General features: G+C 62.3%; 16 protein-coding genes. 12 read left to right on the plus strand and 4 right to left on the minus strand.

Going from position 1 to position 16,285, the window contains the following annotated elements; all coding sequences use genetic code 11:
• The first annotated feature begins 50 nt into the window (after positions 1 to 50).
• The 3 genes from EJ066_RS16065 (at position 51) to ugpC (ending at position 3,447) form a co-directional block, all read left to right on the plus strand.
• Complete coding sequence (locus EJ066_RS16065) at positions 51 to 1,556, plus strand: extracellular solute-binding protein (protein ID WP_126039539.1); 1,506 nt, start codon at positions 51 to 53, stop codon at positions 1,554 to 1,556.
• A 63-nt stretch (positions 1,557 to 1,619) separates the two neighbouring features.
• The gene (locus EJ066_RS16070; RefSeq protein WP_126039542.1) at positions 1,620 to 2,345 is read left to right on the plus strand and encodes an SDR family oxidoreductase; all 726 of its coding nucleotides are present in this window, start codon (positions 1,620 to 1,622) and stop codon (positions 2,343 to 2,345) included.
• A gap of 34 nt (positions 2,346 to 2,379) precedes the next feature.
• Complete coding sequence (gene ugpC / locus EJ066_RS16075; protein WP_126039546.1) at positions 2,380 to 3,447, plus strand: sn-glycerol-3-phosphate ABC transporter ATP-binding protein UgpC; 1,068 nt, start codon at positions 2,380 to 2,382, stop codon at positions 3,445 to 3,447.
• 141 nt (positions 3,448 to 3,588) lie between these two features.
• Here the strand turns inward: ugpC and EJ066_RS16080 are convergent, their stop codons facing one another.
• The 3 genes from EJ066_RS16080 to EJ066_RS16090 all read right to left on the minus strand — a co-directional run bounded on the left by EJ066_RS16080 (position 3,589) and on the right by EJ066_RS16090 (position 6,222).
• Positions 3,589 to 3,945, minus strand: a complete 357-nt coding sequence (locus EJ066_RS16080) for a DUF488 domain-containing protein (RefSeq protein WP_126039550.1) — start codon at positions 3,943 to 3,945, stop codon at positions 3,589 to 3,591.
• Between the two features lie 21 nt (positions 3,946 to 3,966).
• Positions 3,967 to 5,223 carry an aminopeptidase gene (locus EJ066_RS16085; protein ID WP_126039553.1) on the minus strand — a complete coding sequence of 419 codons (1,257 nt, stop codon included), beginning with the start codon at positions 5,221 to 5,223 and terminating at the stop codon, positions 3,967 to 3,969.
• An 84-nt stretch (positions 5,224 to 5,307) separates the two neighbouring features.
• Positions 5,308 to 6,222: a LysR substrate-binding domain-containing protein gene (locus EJ066_RS16090; protein ID WP_126039556.1), complete on the minus strand. Its 915-nt coding sequence runs from the start codon at positions 6,220 to 6,222 to the stop codon at positions 5,308 to 5,310.
• A gap of 95 nt (positions 6,223 to 6,317) precedes the next feature.
• Here EJ066_RS16090 and EJ066_RS16095 point away from each other — a divergent pair, with 95 nt between their 5' ends.
• The 3 genes from EJ066_RS16095 to sbmA all read left to right on the plus strand — a co-directional run bounded on the left by EJ066_RS16095 (position 6,318) and on the right by sbmA (position 9,490).
• Positions 6,318 to 6,530, plus strand: a complete 213-nt coding sequence (locus EJ066_RS16095; RefSeq protein WP_126039559.1) for a hypothetical protein — start codon at positions 6,318 to 6,320, stop codon at positions 6,528 to 6,530.
• Between the two features lie 418 nt (positions 6,531 to 6,948).
• The gene (locus EJ066_RS16100; RefSeq protein ID WP_126039562.1) at positions 6,949 to 8,109 is read left to right on the plus strand and encodes a YbfB/YjiJ family MFS transporter; all 1,161 of its coding nucleotides are present in this window, start codon (positions 6,949 to 6,951) and stop codon (positions 8,107 to 8,109) included.
• Positions 8,110 to 8,230: 121 nt separating this feature from the next.
• Positions 8,231 to 9,490, plus strand: a complete 1,260-nt coding sequence (sbmA, locus tag EJ066_RS16105; protein WP_126039567.1) for a peptide antibiotic transporter SbmA — start codon at positions 8,231 to 8,233, stop codon at positions 9,488 to 9,490.
• Between the two features lie 29 nt (positions 9,491 to 9,519).
• Here sbmA and EJ066_RS16110 read toward each other — a convergent pair whose 3' ends face one another.
• Positions 9,520 to 10,524, minus strand: a complete 1,005-nt coding sequence (locus EJ066_RS16110; protein WP_126039570.1) for a polysaccharide deacetylase family protein — start codon at positions 10,522 to 10,524, stop codon at positions 9,520 to 9,522.
• 193 nt (positions 10,525 to 10,717) lie between these two features.
• On the opposite strand from EJ066_RS16110, the gene EJ066_RS16115 reads away from it, so the two are divergent.
• The 6 genes from EJ066_RS16115 (at position 10,718) to EJ066_RS16140 (ending at position 16,271) form a co-directional block, all read left to right on the plus strand.
• Positions 10,718 to 11,383, plus strand: coding sequence for a tetratricopeptide repeat protein (locus EJ066_RS16115; RefSeq protein ID WP_126039574.1), 666 nt, complete (start codon positions 10,718 to 10,720; stop codon positions 11,381 to 11,383).
• Between the two features lie 67 nt (positions 11,384 to 11,450).
• Entirely contained in the window at positions 11,451 to 12,884 is a 1,434-nt protein-coding gene (gene der, locus EJ066_RS16120) for a ribosome biogenesis GTPase Der (RefSeq protein WP_126039577.1), read from the plus strand.
• A gap of 445 nt (positions 12,885 to 13,329) precedes the next feature.
• Positions 13,330 to 14,496, plus strand: coding sequence for a cell wall hydrolase (locus EJ066_RS16125; RefSeq protein WP_189644278.1), 1,167 nt, complete (start codon positions 13,330 to 13,332; stop codon positions 14,494 to 14,496).
• Positions 14,497 to 14,738: 242 nt separating this feature from the next.
• Positions 14,739 to 15,137 carry an AtpZ/AtpI family protein gene (locus tag EJ066_RS16130; protein WP_126039582.1) on the plus strand — a complete coding sequence of 133 codons (399 nt, stop codon included), beginning with the start codon at positions 14,739 to 14,741 and terminating at the stop codon, positions 15,135 to 15,137.
• Between the two features lie 69 nt (positions 15,138 to 15,206).
• Positions 15,207 to 15,965 carry a F0F1 ATP synthase subunit A gene (locus EJ066_RS16135; RefSeq protein ID WP_126039585.1) on the plus strand — a complete coding sequence of 253 codons (759 nt, stop codon included), beginning with the start codon at positions 15,207 to 15,209 and terminating at the stop codon, positions 15,963 to 15,965.
• Positions 15,966 to 16,046: 81 nt separating this feature from the next.
• Entirely contained in the window at positions 16,047 to 16,271 is a 225-nt protein-coding gene (locus EJ066_RS16140; RefSeq protein WP_056103679.1) for a F0F1 ATP synthase subunit C, read from the plus strand.
• The last annotated feature ends 14 nt before the right edge of the window (positions 16,272 to 16,285 follow it).

A 16,285-nucleotide genomic window follows, 5' to 3' on the forward strand; every position in this document is an offset into this window, starting at 1 on the left:
TCGAATTCGCAGCCTTGTGAAAATCGCGAATTAAACCGGAGGAGTAGACAATGAAAGACAGCATCAGAAAGGCGCATCTTGCCTCTGTCACCGATCGCTTCGTTCGCGGACAGATGGACCGGCGCTCGTTTCTTCGCGCAGCAGGCATTCTCGGCCTCGGCGCCGGCGCGCTCGGCATGGGCCTGGGACGACGTCCGTTCTACGGCATCAGCCAGGCAGCGGCTCAGGAACAGGAACTGAAGCCCAGCGCCGAAATCACCAAGTGGCTCTCGGATGTCGGCAAGCCCTTTGCCGGAACGACGCTCCGTCTCGCCACGGAATCGACGCCGCCGTCGAACGCCATCGCCACGCAGCTCAAGCAGTATTTCGAGGAGGCCACCGGCATCAAGGTCGAGATCGAAGTGCTGCCGCTCGAGCAGGTGCTGCAGAAGTTGACGCTCGATGTGGCGTCGAGCCTCGGCACTTACGACCTCTACTATATCGACCAGAGCTGGGCGGCGAGCTTCAGCCAGGACGTCTTCGATCCGCGCGAGCAGCTCAAGAACGCCGATCTGGCGATGCCGAACTACAACATCGACGACTTCCTGAAACCTCTCGTCGACGGTATCGCCATGTACGAGGACCGCATGGTCGGCGTGCCCTACGACATCCCGATCTTCATCACGCAGTACCGCAAGGACATCTGGGACGAGCTCAAGCTGCCGCCTCCGGCCACGCTGGAGGATTTGCTGCAGGCGTCCGCGGCGATCACCGACGCCAAGGGCCCGAACATGTACGGCACCAGCGGCCAGATGAAATCGGGCCATTACAGCCTCGAATGCGATTGGACGGCGTGGCTTTGGGGCCATGGCGGTTCGATTTTCGGCGCCGACGGCAAATTCACCGGCAACGACGAAGCAGGCTTGGCCGCCATGGCCTACTGGGACAAGCTCAAGGCGACGATGCCGCCCGGCGTCGACGGCTGGACATGGGATGGCGAGGGCCAGTCGGTCGGCCAGGGCGTTGCCGCCTCGATGCTGTCCTGGGGCGAGTTCTTCCCGTTCTTCGACGATCCCAACGCCTCCAAGGTCTCCGGTCTGATGGAAGCGATGGTTCCGCCGAAGCCAGCCGCCACGCTACGCACGGTCGAACAGACCGGATTCGGCGAAATTCCCGGCGTCGGTCACCAGGGCGGTTCTTCGCTCGCGGTGTCGAAATACTCGAAGAGCCCGGACGCTGCCTGGATTTTCATGCAATGGGCGACTTCAGCCGACACCCAGGCGCTGATAACCGTTCTGGGCGGCGGTACGGGGCCAACGCGCACCAGCGTCTATGATGATCCGCGCGTGCTGGCCAATGCCCGCGTCGGCGCCGGCACGACCCGCCATCTGCCGGTCGTGCGCGACACCATCGCCAACTACATGGGATCCGAGCCAGACCTGCCGGCATGGGCGGAACTCTCGAGCGACATGATCCCGGTTGCGTTGGGCAAGTACTTTGCCGGCCAGTCGGGCACGGCCAAGGAATCGCTCGACGCTCTGAAAACCCAGGTCGACGATCTCGTCGCCAAGGGCTGAGTGTTCCAGGGTGGCGGCTAAGGCCGCCACCCTGGGTATCGACAACCCCCAAGAGGAAAAGCAATGGCTGGAAAACAGCTCGTAGCGGTGACAGGAGCGAGTTCCGGCATCGGCGAGGCCGTCGCCAAGGCGTTCTCGCGCGCCGGCCACCCTGTTTTGATGATGGCCCGCCGTCTGGAGCGCATGGAGGCGCTGAACCTGCCCGACAGCATGGCCCGGCAGGTCGATGTCCGGGACCGCGCCGCAATCGCAGCCGCCGTGAAGGAGGCGGAAGCCGAATACGGGCCGGTCGACATGCTCTTTGCCAATGCCGGTATCGCGCGTCTTGCCGATATAGGCCGCCAGCCGCCCGAGGAATGGGACGAGATGATCGACATCAACACGAAAGGCGTGCTGAATTCGGTCCATGCGGTGATGTCGGGCATGATGGAGCGCCGTCATGGGACGCTGTTCATGATGAGTTCGATCGCTGGCCGGAAAGTCTATCCGGATCATACCGTTTACTGCGGGACGAAATTCTTCGTTCACGCCGTGTCGGAATCACTGCGTGACTATCTTTCCGACTATGACGTCCGCGTGGTCGTGCTTTCGCCCGGGGTGATCGAAACCGAAGTTCTGAGCGGCGTACTCGACCCGCAAACGCTAGCCAACTACAAGGCCAACAAGCTCAAGATCGGCGGCGGGATTGGGCCGGAGCACGTCGCTGAGCTCATGCTGCACACCTACCAGATGCCACAGAACGCTCTCGTGCAGGAAATCGTCATCACGCCGACCAGGCAGAAATACTGACGACCCGCCCCCGGCTTCTGGAGAGAGAGAGAGAATGGCCACCGTAGAATACAGGAACATCGCCAAGAGTTTCGGGCATGTCGAGGTGATGAAGGATATCTCCTTCGGCATTGCCGACCGCGAATTCGTCGTGCTTCTCGGGCCGTCCGGTTGCGGAAAGACGACGCTCCTGCGCATGACAGCAGGGCTCGAGAGCGTGACCAACGGCGATCTGTTGATCGGCGACAGGCGGGTCAACGACGTTCACCCCCGCGATCGTGACATCGCGATGGTGTTCCAGAACTACGCGCTCTATCCGACGATGACTGTGTTCGACAATATCGGCTTCAGTCTCGAAGTGGCGAAAGTGCCCAAGGCGGATATCAGGAAGAAGGTCGAATGGGCGGCGGAAATCCTCAATCTCACGCCCTATCTCGGGCGCTATCCCAAGGAACTGTCGGGCGGCCAGCGCCAGCGCGTCGCCATGGGCCGCGCCATGGTGCGGGATGCCGCCGTCTTCCTTTTCGACGAGCCGCTCTCCAATCTCGATGCGAAGTTGCGCACTCATATGCGTGTGGAAATCCGGCAACTCCACAATCGTCTCGGCACGACCACGATCTACGTCACCCATGACCAGATCGAGGCGATGACGATGGCTGACAAGATCGTGCTGATGCACGCCGGCAGGATCATGCAGATTGGCACGCCGGACGAGGTCTACGAGCGCCCGAACTCGAAATATGTCGCTGATTTCATCGGCTCGCCTTCGATGAATTTCATCGCTGGGGCTGTCGAGATCGCGGGCGGCAGTCCTCGCTTCGTCGCCGAAGGGGTGTCGATCGGCCTCTCGCCGGAGATCAAGGCGGAGCCGGGCCAAAAGGTCATCATGGGCGTCCGGCCACACGATCTGGGCATTTCGGATGCGGGTGAGATCAAGGGCGAGGTCGTGCTGTCCGAAACGACCGGCGCGGACGTTCAGATTCATTTGCGCGTGGCGGGATACGACGCCGTCGCCGTGGTGCCGCGTGACGAGCGCCGCAACGCCGGCACCGCGATCAATCTTTCGGTACTGCCGGGCAAGGTGCATCTCTTCGATGCGGCTACGGAGCTTCGTGTCGCCTGAGGAGAGATTCGCGATCGGACGATCATGAAATCAAAATCATCCGACCACGACGCGGCCGGGTCGTCCATGCAACGCGGCTGCTTGGTGGCGATCCTGAACTTGTGCTGCATGGCGGCGGCAGCACCTCGAGGGTGCGCTGCCTCAGCCCGTTCGGCGCAGATAGCCAGCTAAAGCCACCGCTTGGTTGTGCATCTCGTCATGGGCGCCATAGAGCAGCGTCACCCGGCCTTTGCCCAGCAGGGCGCGCAATTGCCCGACGGCCTCGCCGTTCCCGTCGAGCTCGTCGCGGTATCGCTGCTGGAATTCCGCCCATCGCGCCGGCTCATGGCCGAACCAATGGCGCAATTCATCGCTTGGCGCGATGTCCTTCAGCCAAAGCGTCAGCGCAGCATCTGCCTTGCGGACCCCGCGCGGCCATATGCGGTCCACGAGCACTCGCTGCCCGTCGGTGGGCGATGGCGGCTCATAGATGCGCTTGAGCGCGATATCGACGGCCATGGAACCTCGCGACGCGTTCTCTCAGGCCCATTCGCCCTTGCGCATGACCGGCACGCGGCTGCCGTCCTTGCCGACGCCGTCGATGTCGATCTTGTCCGAGCCGATCATCCAGTCGATATGGATGAAACTCTTGTTGCCGCCGCGCGCCGCGATCTCGTCCTGGCTGAGCGAGGCGCCGTCGACAAAACACTTCGAATAGCACTGGCCGAGCGCGATGTGGCAGGCGGCATTCTCATCGAACAGCGTGTTGAAGAACAGCAGGCCGCTCGCCGAGATCGGCGAGGAATGCGGCACCAGAGCGACTTCGCCAAGTCGGCGCGAGCCTTCGTCGGTGTCGAGCACTTTCTTCAGCACGTCCTCGCCGCGGCTGGCCTTGGCCTCGATGATGCGGCCGTCTTCGAAACGCACGGCAATGCCGTCGATCAGCGTGCCCTGATAGGACAGCGGCTTGGTGCTTGAGACATGCCCCTCGACGCGCCTTGCATGCGGCGTGGTGAAAACCTCCTCGGTCGGGATGTTGGGGTTGCAGGTGATGCCGTTCTTGGCGGTCGAGGCGCCGCCCATCCATTCATGCCCGTCGGCCAGCCCGACGGTCAGGTCGGTGCCGGGTCCGGTGAAATGCAGCGCATGGAAATCATGGCCGTTCAGCCATTCGGTGCGGCTGCGCAACGCGGCATTATGCGCTCTCCAGTTGCCGATCGGGTCATCCACATCAACCCGTGAGGCGGCGAAGATGGCATCGGCGAGTTTTGCCACGGCGACGTCGTCGGCATCGTCAGGGAAAACCTGCTTGGCCCAGGCCAGGTCGGGATAGGCGACGATGTTCCAGTTGATGTCGAAACCGGTGATCTTTTCCAACGCCGGCTGATAGGCGATCGAATTCGCTTTGTTGGCACGCGCTACCTTGGCCGGATCCTGTGCCGACAGCAGCGAGGGATCCTCGCCGCGCACGGCGAGCCTGGCCGCATTGTTGGCGAAGGCCTTCGCCATGCCCTCATAGAGCCAGCCGGCGGCGCGGTCGAAGCCGGCGTCAGCGCCATAGCGGAAGCGCGCCAGCGTGATCTCGTCGTCGTTGAAGATCGGCGTCACCAGTCCGGCGCCGGCCTTGTAGGCATGCTCGACGATCCGCCGCGTCAGGGGCAGCGCCGCGATCGACGAAGTCAGCACCAGATCCTGCCCCGGCTGCAACTGCGCCCCGACCTTGATGGCGACCTCGGCCAGCCTGTCGAGCTTCACCGGGTCGATCGTTGCGGAAACGCCGCGCGAATGTGTGGTCATGATCCTGCCTGCCGTGATGTGGGAGCCTAGTTCCTACATAGACCGGCGCTGCTCTCCTTTCCACCGCGATTGCACCGTACAGGTTCAGTCCGCGCTGGCGAGCGACCCGAATTGCGCCATGGTCGCCGCTATTTCTTCGCGGATCCAGGTCTTGAAGTCCCTGATCTTGCGGCTTTCGGTCTTGGCGGCGGAGGTCACCAGCCAGTAGCCGAGCCCGCTCTGGGCGCGGACGCCGAAAGGCGCGACAAGGCGGCCGTCGGCCAGCGCGTCGGCGGTCAGCAACTGCCAGCCGAGCATGACACCGTGGCCGGCGATCGCCGATTCCAGGCACAGCATCGGGTCGGTGAAGCGCGCGCCTTTGAGGAAGGTGACCGGCTCTGCCCCGGCCGCCTCGAACCAGCTTTCCCAACTGATCATCGCCCTTTCGTCGGTGATCGCGCAGGTCGAGGCGAGGTCTTCGATCGATTTCAGCTTGCTGGCGATCACCGGGGCGCAGACCGGGAAGACCTCCTGCGCCAGCAGCAGTTCCGCGCGCCCGCTCGGCCATTTGCCGTCGCCAAGCCGGATCGCGATGTCGATGTCCGAGCGATCGAGATCGGCAATCCGTACCGAGGCGTCGATGCGCAAAAGCACGTTCGGATGCCGGGCGAAGTGACGTGACAGTCTCGGCAGCAGCCACTTCGACGCGAAAGCAGGCGCGGCCGAAACCACCAGAGTGCATTCGGAAGCGTCGTCGGCGAGCGCCACGGCTTGTGCAAGCTCGCGGAAACCTGCCCCGAGCCGCGCGCTGAAGACGGTGCCGAATTCGGTCAGCACGAGACCGCTTGCCGTTCGTTCGAACAGTGCTTGGCCGAGCTGCTTTTCCGTCCGCTTGACCTGCTGGCTGACGGCGCTGGGGGACACGTTGAGTTCGCTCGCCGCGGCCGAAAGCGATCCCAGGCGGGCGACGGTTTCGACGGCCCGCAGGCCGTTGAGATGGACGCGGTTCAGCATGGCCATATAGTTTTTCTAAACTTATACGGTTGAAATCTCAATTGAAACACAACGCGGAATGGCAGATTCTAGCGGGCAATCAGACCTCTGGAGGAAATCCGATGAAGATTTTGTCATTGCTCAGGGTCTTTTCCGTTGCCGGCGCGCGGCAGAGCCGGTCGCATGAAAGCGAGACCACCCGATGGGTGATCGATCCGCTGTCGCATCCAGTGCTTGACACCATGTCGGAGCGCGAACTCGGCGACGTTCCGTTCAGGCTGACGGCTCGGCGCACCGCCTATGAGACGGCAACGGCGGGAGCCGGCTGCGGCTGAAAATGCGAGCGAAGTAGGGGTGGCTCAGCTCCTTTCGGCGGTAAACTTGGAGATTGGCCGAGACATCCCTCCCTTCGTCATCCCTGGGCGAAGCAGGAGCGAAGCTCCGTCGCGGAGACCCTGGGATCCATGCCGTTCCCTAGCGGCAGTGCTCCGACGGACCAGAAACGAGCGCTTTTTCGCAGCGGATATAAGCACTATTCACAGCCGCCGCATTCTACGCCGGATGTCACGGCATGGATCCCAGGGTCTGCGCTCCGCTTCGGTTCGCTCCGCCCTGGAATGACGAAGCCATGGTGGTCTGCGGCCAATCGCAAATGTCAGAGATTGGGAACCGCTTACCTGCGGCCCACGAAACCGTTCTGGCCCAACAAGAAGCGGATTGTTTGACAGGCTCGTGCACCTATTGTGCACTGCAATGAAAGCCGCTTCGCCATCCCCTTTGCGCCTCGCCTTCGCCGGCATGGCCGCCCTGGCTGTCGCCATGGGCATCGGCCGTTTCGTCTATACGCCGATCCTGCCTGGCATGATGGAAGAGCTCGGCCTGTCGGCGGCGGACGCCGGCTGGATCGCATCCGCCAACTATCTCGGCTATCTCGTCGGCGCGTTTGCAGCGGTTGGCGGCTGGGCGCACGGCCGCGAGCGCCTGCTGATGCTTTCCGGCCTGGCCGCCAGCGCCATCCTCGCTGGGCTGATGGGCCTGACCGACACGATGGCGGCCTTTCTCGTCATCCGCTTTCTTGCCGGTCTGGCCAGCGCCTTCGTCTTGGTCTTCATGTCCAGCATCGTTTTCGGCCATCTGGCCGCGGCCGGCCGAAACGACCTGCAGGCGCTGCATTTCGGCGGCGTCGGCCTCGGCATAGCGGCGTCCTCGGCGCTGATGGCGATCCTCGTGACCGGACATGCCGGCTGGGCGGCAGGCTGGTTCTGGTCCGCCGCGATCTCAGCATGTGGCTTTGCCGTGGTGGCGCTACTGGTCGGCAGCACCGCGACCGCCAACGGCGCCGATGGTCGCGAACCGGCGTTGCCGAAGGACCGCTCGCTGATGAAGATCATCGTCGCCTATGGCCTGTTCGGCTTCGGCTATATCGTGACGGCGACGTTTCTGATCGCCATTGTCCGGCAGGGTGGTGGAGGACGCGCGTTCGAAGCCGTGGTCTGGATGGTCACCGGCCTTGCCGGGATTCCTTCGATCTGGCTCTGGCAGAAGATCGCCGCAAGGATCGGCCTGTATGCGGCTTATGCCTTCGGCTGCCTCGTCGAGGTGGTTGGCGTCACCGCGAGCGTCGCCATGGGCGGACACATTGGGCCGCTGCTCGGCGGGTTTCTGCTTGGCGGAACCTTCATCGCCATCACCGCGCTCGGCCTGCAGACCGGAAGGCAGCTTGTCCCGCAAGCGCCACGCCGGGTCCTGGCGTTGATGACGGCTTCCTTCGGCCTCGGTCAGATCATCGGTCCGATCGTTGCCGGCCTGCTTGCGCAAGCCACGGGCGACTTCTTCCTCGCGTCGATCGTCGCCGCCGCCGTTCTGCTTGTCTCCGGTGTGATCATCTGGTCGGCTGCGCCAAAATCGCCATGATTATGGTCTTGCTCGGTGCCGGGCACCGGGCACGGGCATTTTCTTTCCCACTAATGTGTGACCTTATGCCCGCTGAACAGCAACGCCGCTGATTTGCGCATCGACCGAGGATTTCCCCACCGTGTTTGTATCCTTCTTCCCGCAGCCGAAGTTGTTCTTCACTTCGGCCGCCGTCTGGAGTCTTGCCGGAATTCTGTTCTGGTTCTTTGGTGGGGAACAGCTCGGCGCCCTGGTCGGTCTGCCGCCGGCAGCGGCTGGTGTCCCTCCGGTTCTCGGAATGGCGATTTTCTGGACCAAGCCGTTTATTTGGTTCTATATCTATTTTGGTTTTCTTGTTGGTGCTTTCTACGCCTTCTGGCGCTTTTATTCTCCTCACTCGTGGCAGGATTGGTCGATCCTCGGTTCGGCGCTCATCCTGTTTTCCACATATCTTAACGTGCAGATTTATGTGGCGCTGAATACTTGGCGCGGACCTTTCTTTGATCTCTTCCAGAAAGCGATTACGACACCCGGCTCGGTGACCGCCGGCGAACTCTATTCGATGTTCTGGATCTACGCCTGGATTGGCGCTTCGGGCATGGCCTTGTTCGTCGTCACCCGGTTCTTCGTCAGCCACTATATCTTCCGCTGGCGCACGGCCATGAATGACTACTACATGGCGCACTGGCAGAGATTGCGACACATCGAAGGCGCGTCTCAGCGCGTACAAGAGGACACGATGCGGTTCTCCACTACGATGGAGGGCCTTGGAGTATCGCTCGTTGACTCCGTAATGACGTTGATTGCGTTCTTGCCATTGCTCGCGCAACTCTCCAGCCATGTGAAAGTCTTGCCCCTCGTCGGCGAAATTCCCTATTCTCTGGTTGTAGCCGCTGTCACCTGGTCGATCTTCGGTACGTTTCTTCTCATGGCTGCCGGCGTAAAACTGCCGGGGTTGGAGTTCAAGAATCAGCGAGTCGAGGCAGCCTACCGCAAAGAACTCGTATACGGCGAAGACGATGCGGCGCGCGCAGCACCGCCGACAGTGGCCGAACTCTTTTCCCATGTCCGACGCAACTACTTCACCCTCTACTTCCACTACGCCTACTTCAACATCGTCCGATCCGGCTATCTGCAGGCAGATGCCATCTTCTCCAGCTTGATCCTCATTCCCACGATTGCTGCTGGAACTATTACGCTGGGCATATGGCAGCAGGTTTCCACCGCTTTCAGCCAGGTCAGCTCCTCATTTCAGTATCTGGTCAATGCCTGGCCGACGATCGTCGAGTTGATCTCCATACACAAACGCCTGCGCGCCTTCGAGGCGACGCTCGAAGGAGAGCCGCTGCCCGAAATCGACCAGCGCTATCTCGAACGTCAAGGCGCCGAGGACCCGGCCTGAGGCTTTTTGGAAACAAAGGACGTGGCGGCTCAGCCGCCCACCGACGCCTGCTTTTCGCCGGTGCGTTGGCGCGAAACATAGTCGCGATAGCTGATGCACTCGACGTCGGGCTTGGTGCAGACCTCGCCGGCAAAGCGCTCCAGCGCATCCCAGTAGGCGCCGTCATTCATCAGCGTGAAATGGAAGCCGAGTTCCAGCGGAATGCGTTTGCCCTGGTATTGGGTATCGAAGGCGGCGCGAAAGGCGTCATAGGTCCGGTTGGCGAACTCGGCCGCCTTGCTCGGCCGCTCGAAGCCGCCGGAGTGCCTGACATAGAGATTGTAGTCCATGGCGATCACCGGTCGTGATCTCGGACCTTCCGGAATCTGCGGCAGCGAAAAGCGCGTGATGCCGTTGCCGGTCGGTGGCAGGGCAGGGCCGCGCGACACACCGCTTGCGTCGAACAGGAAGCCTGCTTTTGGCAGGGCCCTGTAGAGCGCCTCGTTTGCCGACAGATAGGGCGCGCGAAAGCCCACCACCTTGCGTGCGATGTCGCGCCAGCCCGCGGGTTCGGGGGCAATGGCGTTGATCGAATAGGCGTTCTCAAGAATATGCGAGAAAGAGCCAAACTCGCTCAGCCAGTCGGCCTTGGTCCAGTCCTTGCCGTCGAAATGGCCGCAGCCATGGCTGCCGATGTCGTGGCCTTCCGAGGCGGCGAACCGGATCTGTTCAAGCCGCTCGGTGACCTCCTGTTTCGAGGCGGCAAAGCCGATATTGGATTTGCCTGATGTCTTGCCGGGCGCCGCGTATTCCTTGCGTGTCTCCGGCGAGAGCAGGAAGACGCAGGACACGAAATAAGTGAAACGCGCGCCGGTGCGCTGGGCCAGCGCCCGGCTGCGCTTCCACTGCGAAATATCGCGGGCGCTGTCGAACGAGATGATGACCGCCTGCTTCGGCTTTGCCGGTGCTGACGCCGCAGGCGGATCGGCGAGGGCAGTGACTGCCATCGCAAGCGAGGCAAGAGAAAATGCAATAACGCGGGACAAACGAGGCATCAGCATCCGGTCTGGATTTAGCAATGGCCGGCACCGGCTATCGGCGAAATGTGGCGTGGGTACGATCGCCTCTGGCGGCCACCTGTCCACCGATTAGCCGATTTTCCTGCCGCACCCCTTCCATGCCGACAAAATTTCGCTAAAACGCGGGGCTTATAAACCGCCCCGGTCGGGGCAGGAATGGTTTTTATCCATGTCGGACGACAGTTTTATCCGTGAAGTCAATGAAGAGATGCGTCGCGACCAGGCGCATGCGCTGTGGGACCGTTTTGGTCCGTTCTTGCTTGGGCTCGCAGTGCTGGTGGTGGTCGGAACCGCCGCTTTCGTCGGTTATCGCTATTGGGACGAGACCCGCGCCAATCGCTCGGGCGATGCCTTCTCGCAGGCGCTGAAGCTTGCCAATGACGGCAAGAGCGACGAAGCGCTGACGGCCCTCGCTGCGCTGGAGAAGGATGGCTACGGCGCCTATCCGCTGCTCGCCCGCATGCGCGCCGCGACCGTCAAGGCGGACAAGGGCGACGTCGCCGCCGCCGTCAAGGACTTCGACGAGGTCGCCGCCGACACCGCCATTCCCTCAGGCCTTCGCGACATGGCGCGCCTCAGGGCGGCACTGCTGCTCGTCGACCATGGTTCCTTCGCCGATGTCTCCAGCCGCGTCGAGGCTCTCACCGCCGACACCAACACGCTGCGCCACACGGCGCGCGAGGCGCTCGGCCTTGCCGCCTGGAAGGAAGGCAAGGCGACGGACGCACTGAAACTGTTCGACCAGATCGCCTCGGATGATGGCGCCCCGCGCAACGCGCGCGAGCGGGCGACGTTGATGTCCGAGCTGATCCGTGGGTCGGGCAGCGCGTCGTAGTGCATGTCGCCCAAAAGTGCGAAGCGGTTTTGGGATCAACGACATGCACAATAGATGGTAGAGCTGCATGACATTCAAAGTCGCCATCATCGGCCGGCCTAACGTCGGCAAATCGACCCTTTTTAACAGGCTGGTGGGAAGGAAGCTGGCGCTTGTCGACGACACGCCGGGCGTCACCCGCGACCGTCGCGTCCACGCCGCCAAGCTCTACGATCTGCATTTCGACGTCATCGACACCGCCGGCTTCGAAGATGCTGCCGCTTCGACGCTGCCCGGCCGCATGCGCGCCCAGACCGAGATCGCCATCCGTGAAGCCGACCTGATCTTTTTCACGATCGATGCCAAGTCCGGGCTGATGCCCGACGACAAGACCTTTGCCGAGATCGTGCGCAAGTCCGGCAAGCCGGTTGTCGTCGTCGCCAACAAGGCCGAGGCGCGCGGCGCCCAAGGCGGCATGCTTGAGGCCTGGGAACTCGGCCTTGGCGAGCCGATCCCGGTCTCGGCCGAACACGGCCAGGGCCTGCCCGATTTGCGCGATGCGGTGATATCAGCACTTGGCGAGGCGCGCGCCTTCGGCGAGGATGAAGAAGATACGGATGAGGAGATCGCCGCTAGCGAGGTGCTGATCGGCGAGGACATCATCGATCCGGATGCCGAACCGAGCTATGACGATACCAAGCCGATGCGCATCGCCGTCGTCGGCCGCCCGAACGCCGGCAAGTCGACGCTGATCAACGCGCTGATCGGCGAGGAGCGGCTCCTGACCGGACCGGAAGCCGGCATCACCCGTGATTCGATCTCCGTCGACTGGGACTGGCATGGCCGCCGCCTCAAACTGTTCGACACCGCCGGCATGCGCCGCAAGGCCAGGATTCACGAGAAGCTGGAAGTCATGTCGGTGCAGGACGGCTTGCGCGCCATCCGCTTTGCCGAGATCGTCATCGTCGTGCTCGACGCGACTATTCCCTTCGAGAAGCAGGATCTGCAGATCGCCGATTTGATCATCCGCGAGGGCCGCGCGCCGGTGATCGCCTTCAACAAATGGGATCTGATCGACCACCCGCAGGAACTCCTGGCGGAACTGCGCGAGAAGACCGAGCGGCTTCTTCCGCAGGCGCGTGGCTTGCAGGCGGTGCCGGTTTCGGCCGAAACCGGGCGCGGTCTCGACAAGCTGATGGACGCCGTCATCAGGACGCACAGAGTGTGGAACAGCCGTGTCTCGACAGGCAAGCTCAACCGCTGGCTGGAAGGCATCCTGGCGCACCATCCGCCGCCCGCCGTGGCGGGGCGCCGACTGAAGATCAAATATGTCACGCAGGCCAAGACGCGGCCGCCGGGCTTCGTCGTGTCCTGCTCACGGCCGGACGCGATGCCGCAATCCTATGTCCGCTATCTCTCCAACAGCCTTCGCGAAGCCTTCGACATGCCAGGCGTGCCGATCCGCATCGCCTTGCGCACCTCGGAAAATCCGTTCGCCGGCAGGGCGAAAAAGCGCCGCTGAGCGCCGGCGCCCTCTGGTCGTGGACGGCGTCTGGCTGGCTGCGGCTTTTTGCGCGCCGATCGCCTAAGCAGACATTCGTGGGTTGTCCCACGAATGTCTGCTTAGATTCCTTTGTTTATCGCAGGTTCTGGTCGCAAAACCGTGGGACACTTTTGCGGAACCTGCTTAGCCGATCTTTCTTCGGCCCGAACATGGCCGCAAAAGCGCCTGACTCCGAATCGACAGGGAAAACACGATCGAACCTGTTAACGCCCCATCAAGGTTAATGCATCATCGTGCCTCTCCAGTGGGGTCCGTTGCGTTTCTGGAGAGTTCCGTGCATCGACGTGTTTTGAAGCGGCTTGTCGCTGTCGCCGGTGAGAAAAGACGTTCACTCCTGTCTTCGTCCATTGTTGGTCTGTGCGCTCGGGTCGGCTTTCCCAAGAGTTCCGCGCATCGACGTATTTTGACGCAGCTCGCCGCCGCCGGTGGGAAAGGACGTTCACTCGTCTCTCCTCTGGTCATTGGGCTTGGCATCTGGCTCGGCTTTCCCTCTGTCATCGCCTACCAGGACATGGGAAGCCTGGTCTCGGGCCTCAAAGCGCCGAACGCCCGCTGGAACGCCTATGTCGAGAAATCCGTCGCCGGCTCGGTCCATGCCGCCGAAATGCCTTTCCTTGATTCCGACACCACCGGTTCGATCTCGGGTTCCGGCGTTCGGCTGCCCGGCATCGGCGCCGTCTCGTTTCGCGGCAAGGGCAGCGTTGCCAGCGCGACGCCCGACGAGGACCGCATCATGCGTGCCGACAAGAAGGGCCGCATCATCATGGTCTCGCCGGTCGCGCCACCGAAGAACTTCAATGCCGGCTCGATCTTCGAGCGCACCTCCTCGCTGCTTCGCCCCAGCATGGACGGCGGCCTGAAGATGGCTTTCGCCAAGCCCGAGATCAAAGGCAAGGAGATCCAGATTGCCGCCGCGTTCCACGCGCGCGTGGACAAGAAGCCGGATCCCGGCGTGCCGGCCATGCTTGCCGCACTGGTCAACAACGACCGCCCCGACGTCCTGGCGACCGCCTACGCCCCGGCCGCGCCCGACTATGCGCAGGCTTCGCCCTTCGAGGCCTTGCTTCAGGACGAGAAGCCGAACGATGGCCGCTTCATTCCGCCGATGGCCAAGGGCGATCATTCGTGGATGCAGACTCCGCTGCCGGCAAGCGTCTTCTCCAAGAAGGAACAGGCTTGCCTGGCCAACGGCATCTACTTCGAGGCGCGCGGCGAGACCGTGCGCGGCCAGGCTGCCGTCGCCCAGGTCATCCTCAATCGCGTCCGCAATCCGGCCTATCCGAACTCGATCTGCGGCGTCGTCTACCAGAACGACAAGTGGTTCAACCGCTGCCAGTTCTCCTTCGCCTGCGACGGCAGGAAGAAGCGCATCCAGAGCCCCGCCAACTACAGAATTGCGCAGGATGTCGCCATGGCGGTCACCGCCGGCAAGGTCTTCATCCCGGAAGTGGGATCGTCGACCCATTACTACGCCAACTACGTCAATCCGGGCTGGGCGCGAACGATGAAAAAAATGACCAAGATCGGCCTGCATATCTTCTACCGCACCTATGGCGGCGGCTGGAGCTGAGCGGTTCGGCAAGGCTCCAGGCGCGGTCGATCGAAGACCCGTCGCCGGAGGGATTCGGCCGCGGCACGCCAACGACGGTATCGGGCACGATGTCGCACCTTGGCAAGTTATTGATTTTAATTAGAAAAATACTTAAGGCTGAAGTTCCGCCCGTGGCTTGACGGGCGCGGACCCTCTAACTATGTTGCCGGCGACTTAAGAGCGGACGGACGGCGACGATCTGACCGGGCAAGGGGGTTGCGATGGCCGACATGAATGGGCCAGACGGAACCGGAGAAACCGGCCGCGGCAAACAGCGTCAAGCCGACATCCGCGACGACGATCTTGAGCGCCGCCGGCGTGACCTTGAAGCATCGCTTGCGACAAGGCGGCCGGACCGGCTCGAGGGGAAAGACGACGCGAAAGCGGGCAGTGCGGCCGGATATGGCCAGGCGCTCAAACTGTCCAGCGAGTTCATCGCCGGGATAGTGGTTGGCGTCGGCATCGGCTGGATCATCGACCGTCTGGCGGGGACATCGCCATGGGGTCTGATCGTTTTCTTGCTGCTGGGTTTTGGCGCCGGCGTGCTCAACGTCCTGCGTTCCGCAGGGCTTATGGCGGAATTCGGACAGGGCGATAAAACGCGCGATCCGAAAGAATGAGCTTGTGGCCGCTTGCCGGCGCAACGAACAGGACACTGAAGCCGCGTGCGGCTTTGATGGGGATTTAAAGTGGCTGCTGACAAGGTCGATCCGATCCACCAGTTCAACATCGTCAAGTTGATTCCAATCAACATCGGCGGCTACGATCTGTCCTTCACCAATTCGGCTCTTTTCATGGTCGCAACCGTCGCCGTTGCGGCGGCGTTCCTCTATCTCACCACCTCGAGCCGCAGCCTCGTTCCCACCCGTCTTCAGTCGATCTCGGAGATGGCCTACGAATTCGTCGGCAACATGCTTAGGGACGCAGCCGGAACGCAAGGCATGAAGTTCTTCCCCTTCGTGTTTTCGCTGTTCATGTTCGTGCTCGTCGCCAATCTGCTCGGTCTTTTCCCGTATTTCTTCACCGTCACCAGCCACATCATCGTCACCTTCGGCCTTGCCGCGCTGGTGATTGGGACCGTCATCGTCTACGGCTTCATGAAGCACGGCATCGGTTTCCTGAAACTGTTCGTCCCGCATGGCGTGCCGGTTTACCTGCTGCCGCTGGTGGTGCTGATCGAGGTGATTTCCTTCGTCTCGCGCCCGGTCAGCCTCTCGGTTCGTCTGTTCGCCAACATGCTGGCCGGCCACATCACGCTGAAGGTGTTCTCGGGCTTCGTGGTGAGCCTGAGCGCGCTCGGCACGCTTGGCATTGCCGGATCGGTCCTGCCACTGGCGATGGCCGTGGCGCTGACGGCGCTGGAACTGCTGGTCGCCTTCCTGCAGGCCTACGTCTTTGCCGTGCTGACCTGCATGTATCTGAACGACGCCCTGCATCCCGGGCACTGACCCAGGCATGGACCCAAGAGTTTCCGGCATTGCTGCCGGATGGAATCGCAACGGAATTTTAGATCTAAAGGAGTTGAAAACATGGAAGCAGAAGCAGCAAAGTACATCGGCGCCGGCATCGCATGCCTCGGCATGGGTGGCGCCGGTATCGGCCTCGGTAACATCTTCGGCAGCTATCTGGCGGGCGCGCTGCGCAACCCGTCGGCCGCGGATGGCCAGTTCGGCCGCCTGATCTTCGGCTTCGCCGTGACCGAAGCGCTGGGCATCTTCTCCCTTCTCATCGCGCTTCTGGCCCTGTTCGGCTGAGCCCCTGTTCGGCT

Origin of the sequence: Mesorhizobium sp. M9A.F.Ca.ET.002.03.1.2 (assembly GCF_003952365.1) — a bacterium.
In the GTDB taxonomy this organism is placed as follows: Bacteria; Pseudomonadota; Alphaproteobacteria; order Rhizobiales; family Rhizobiaceae; genus Mesorhizobium.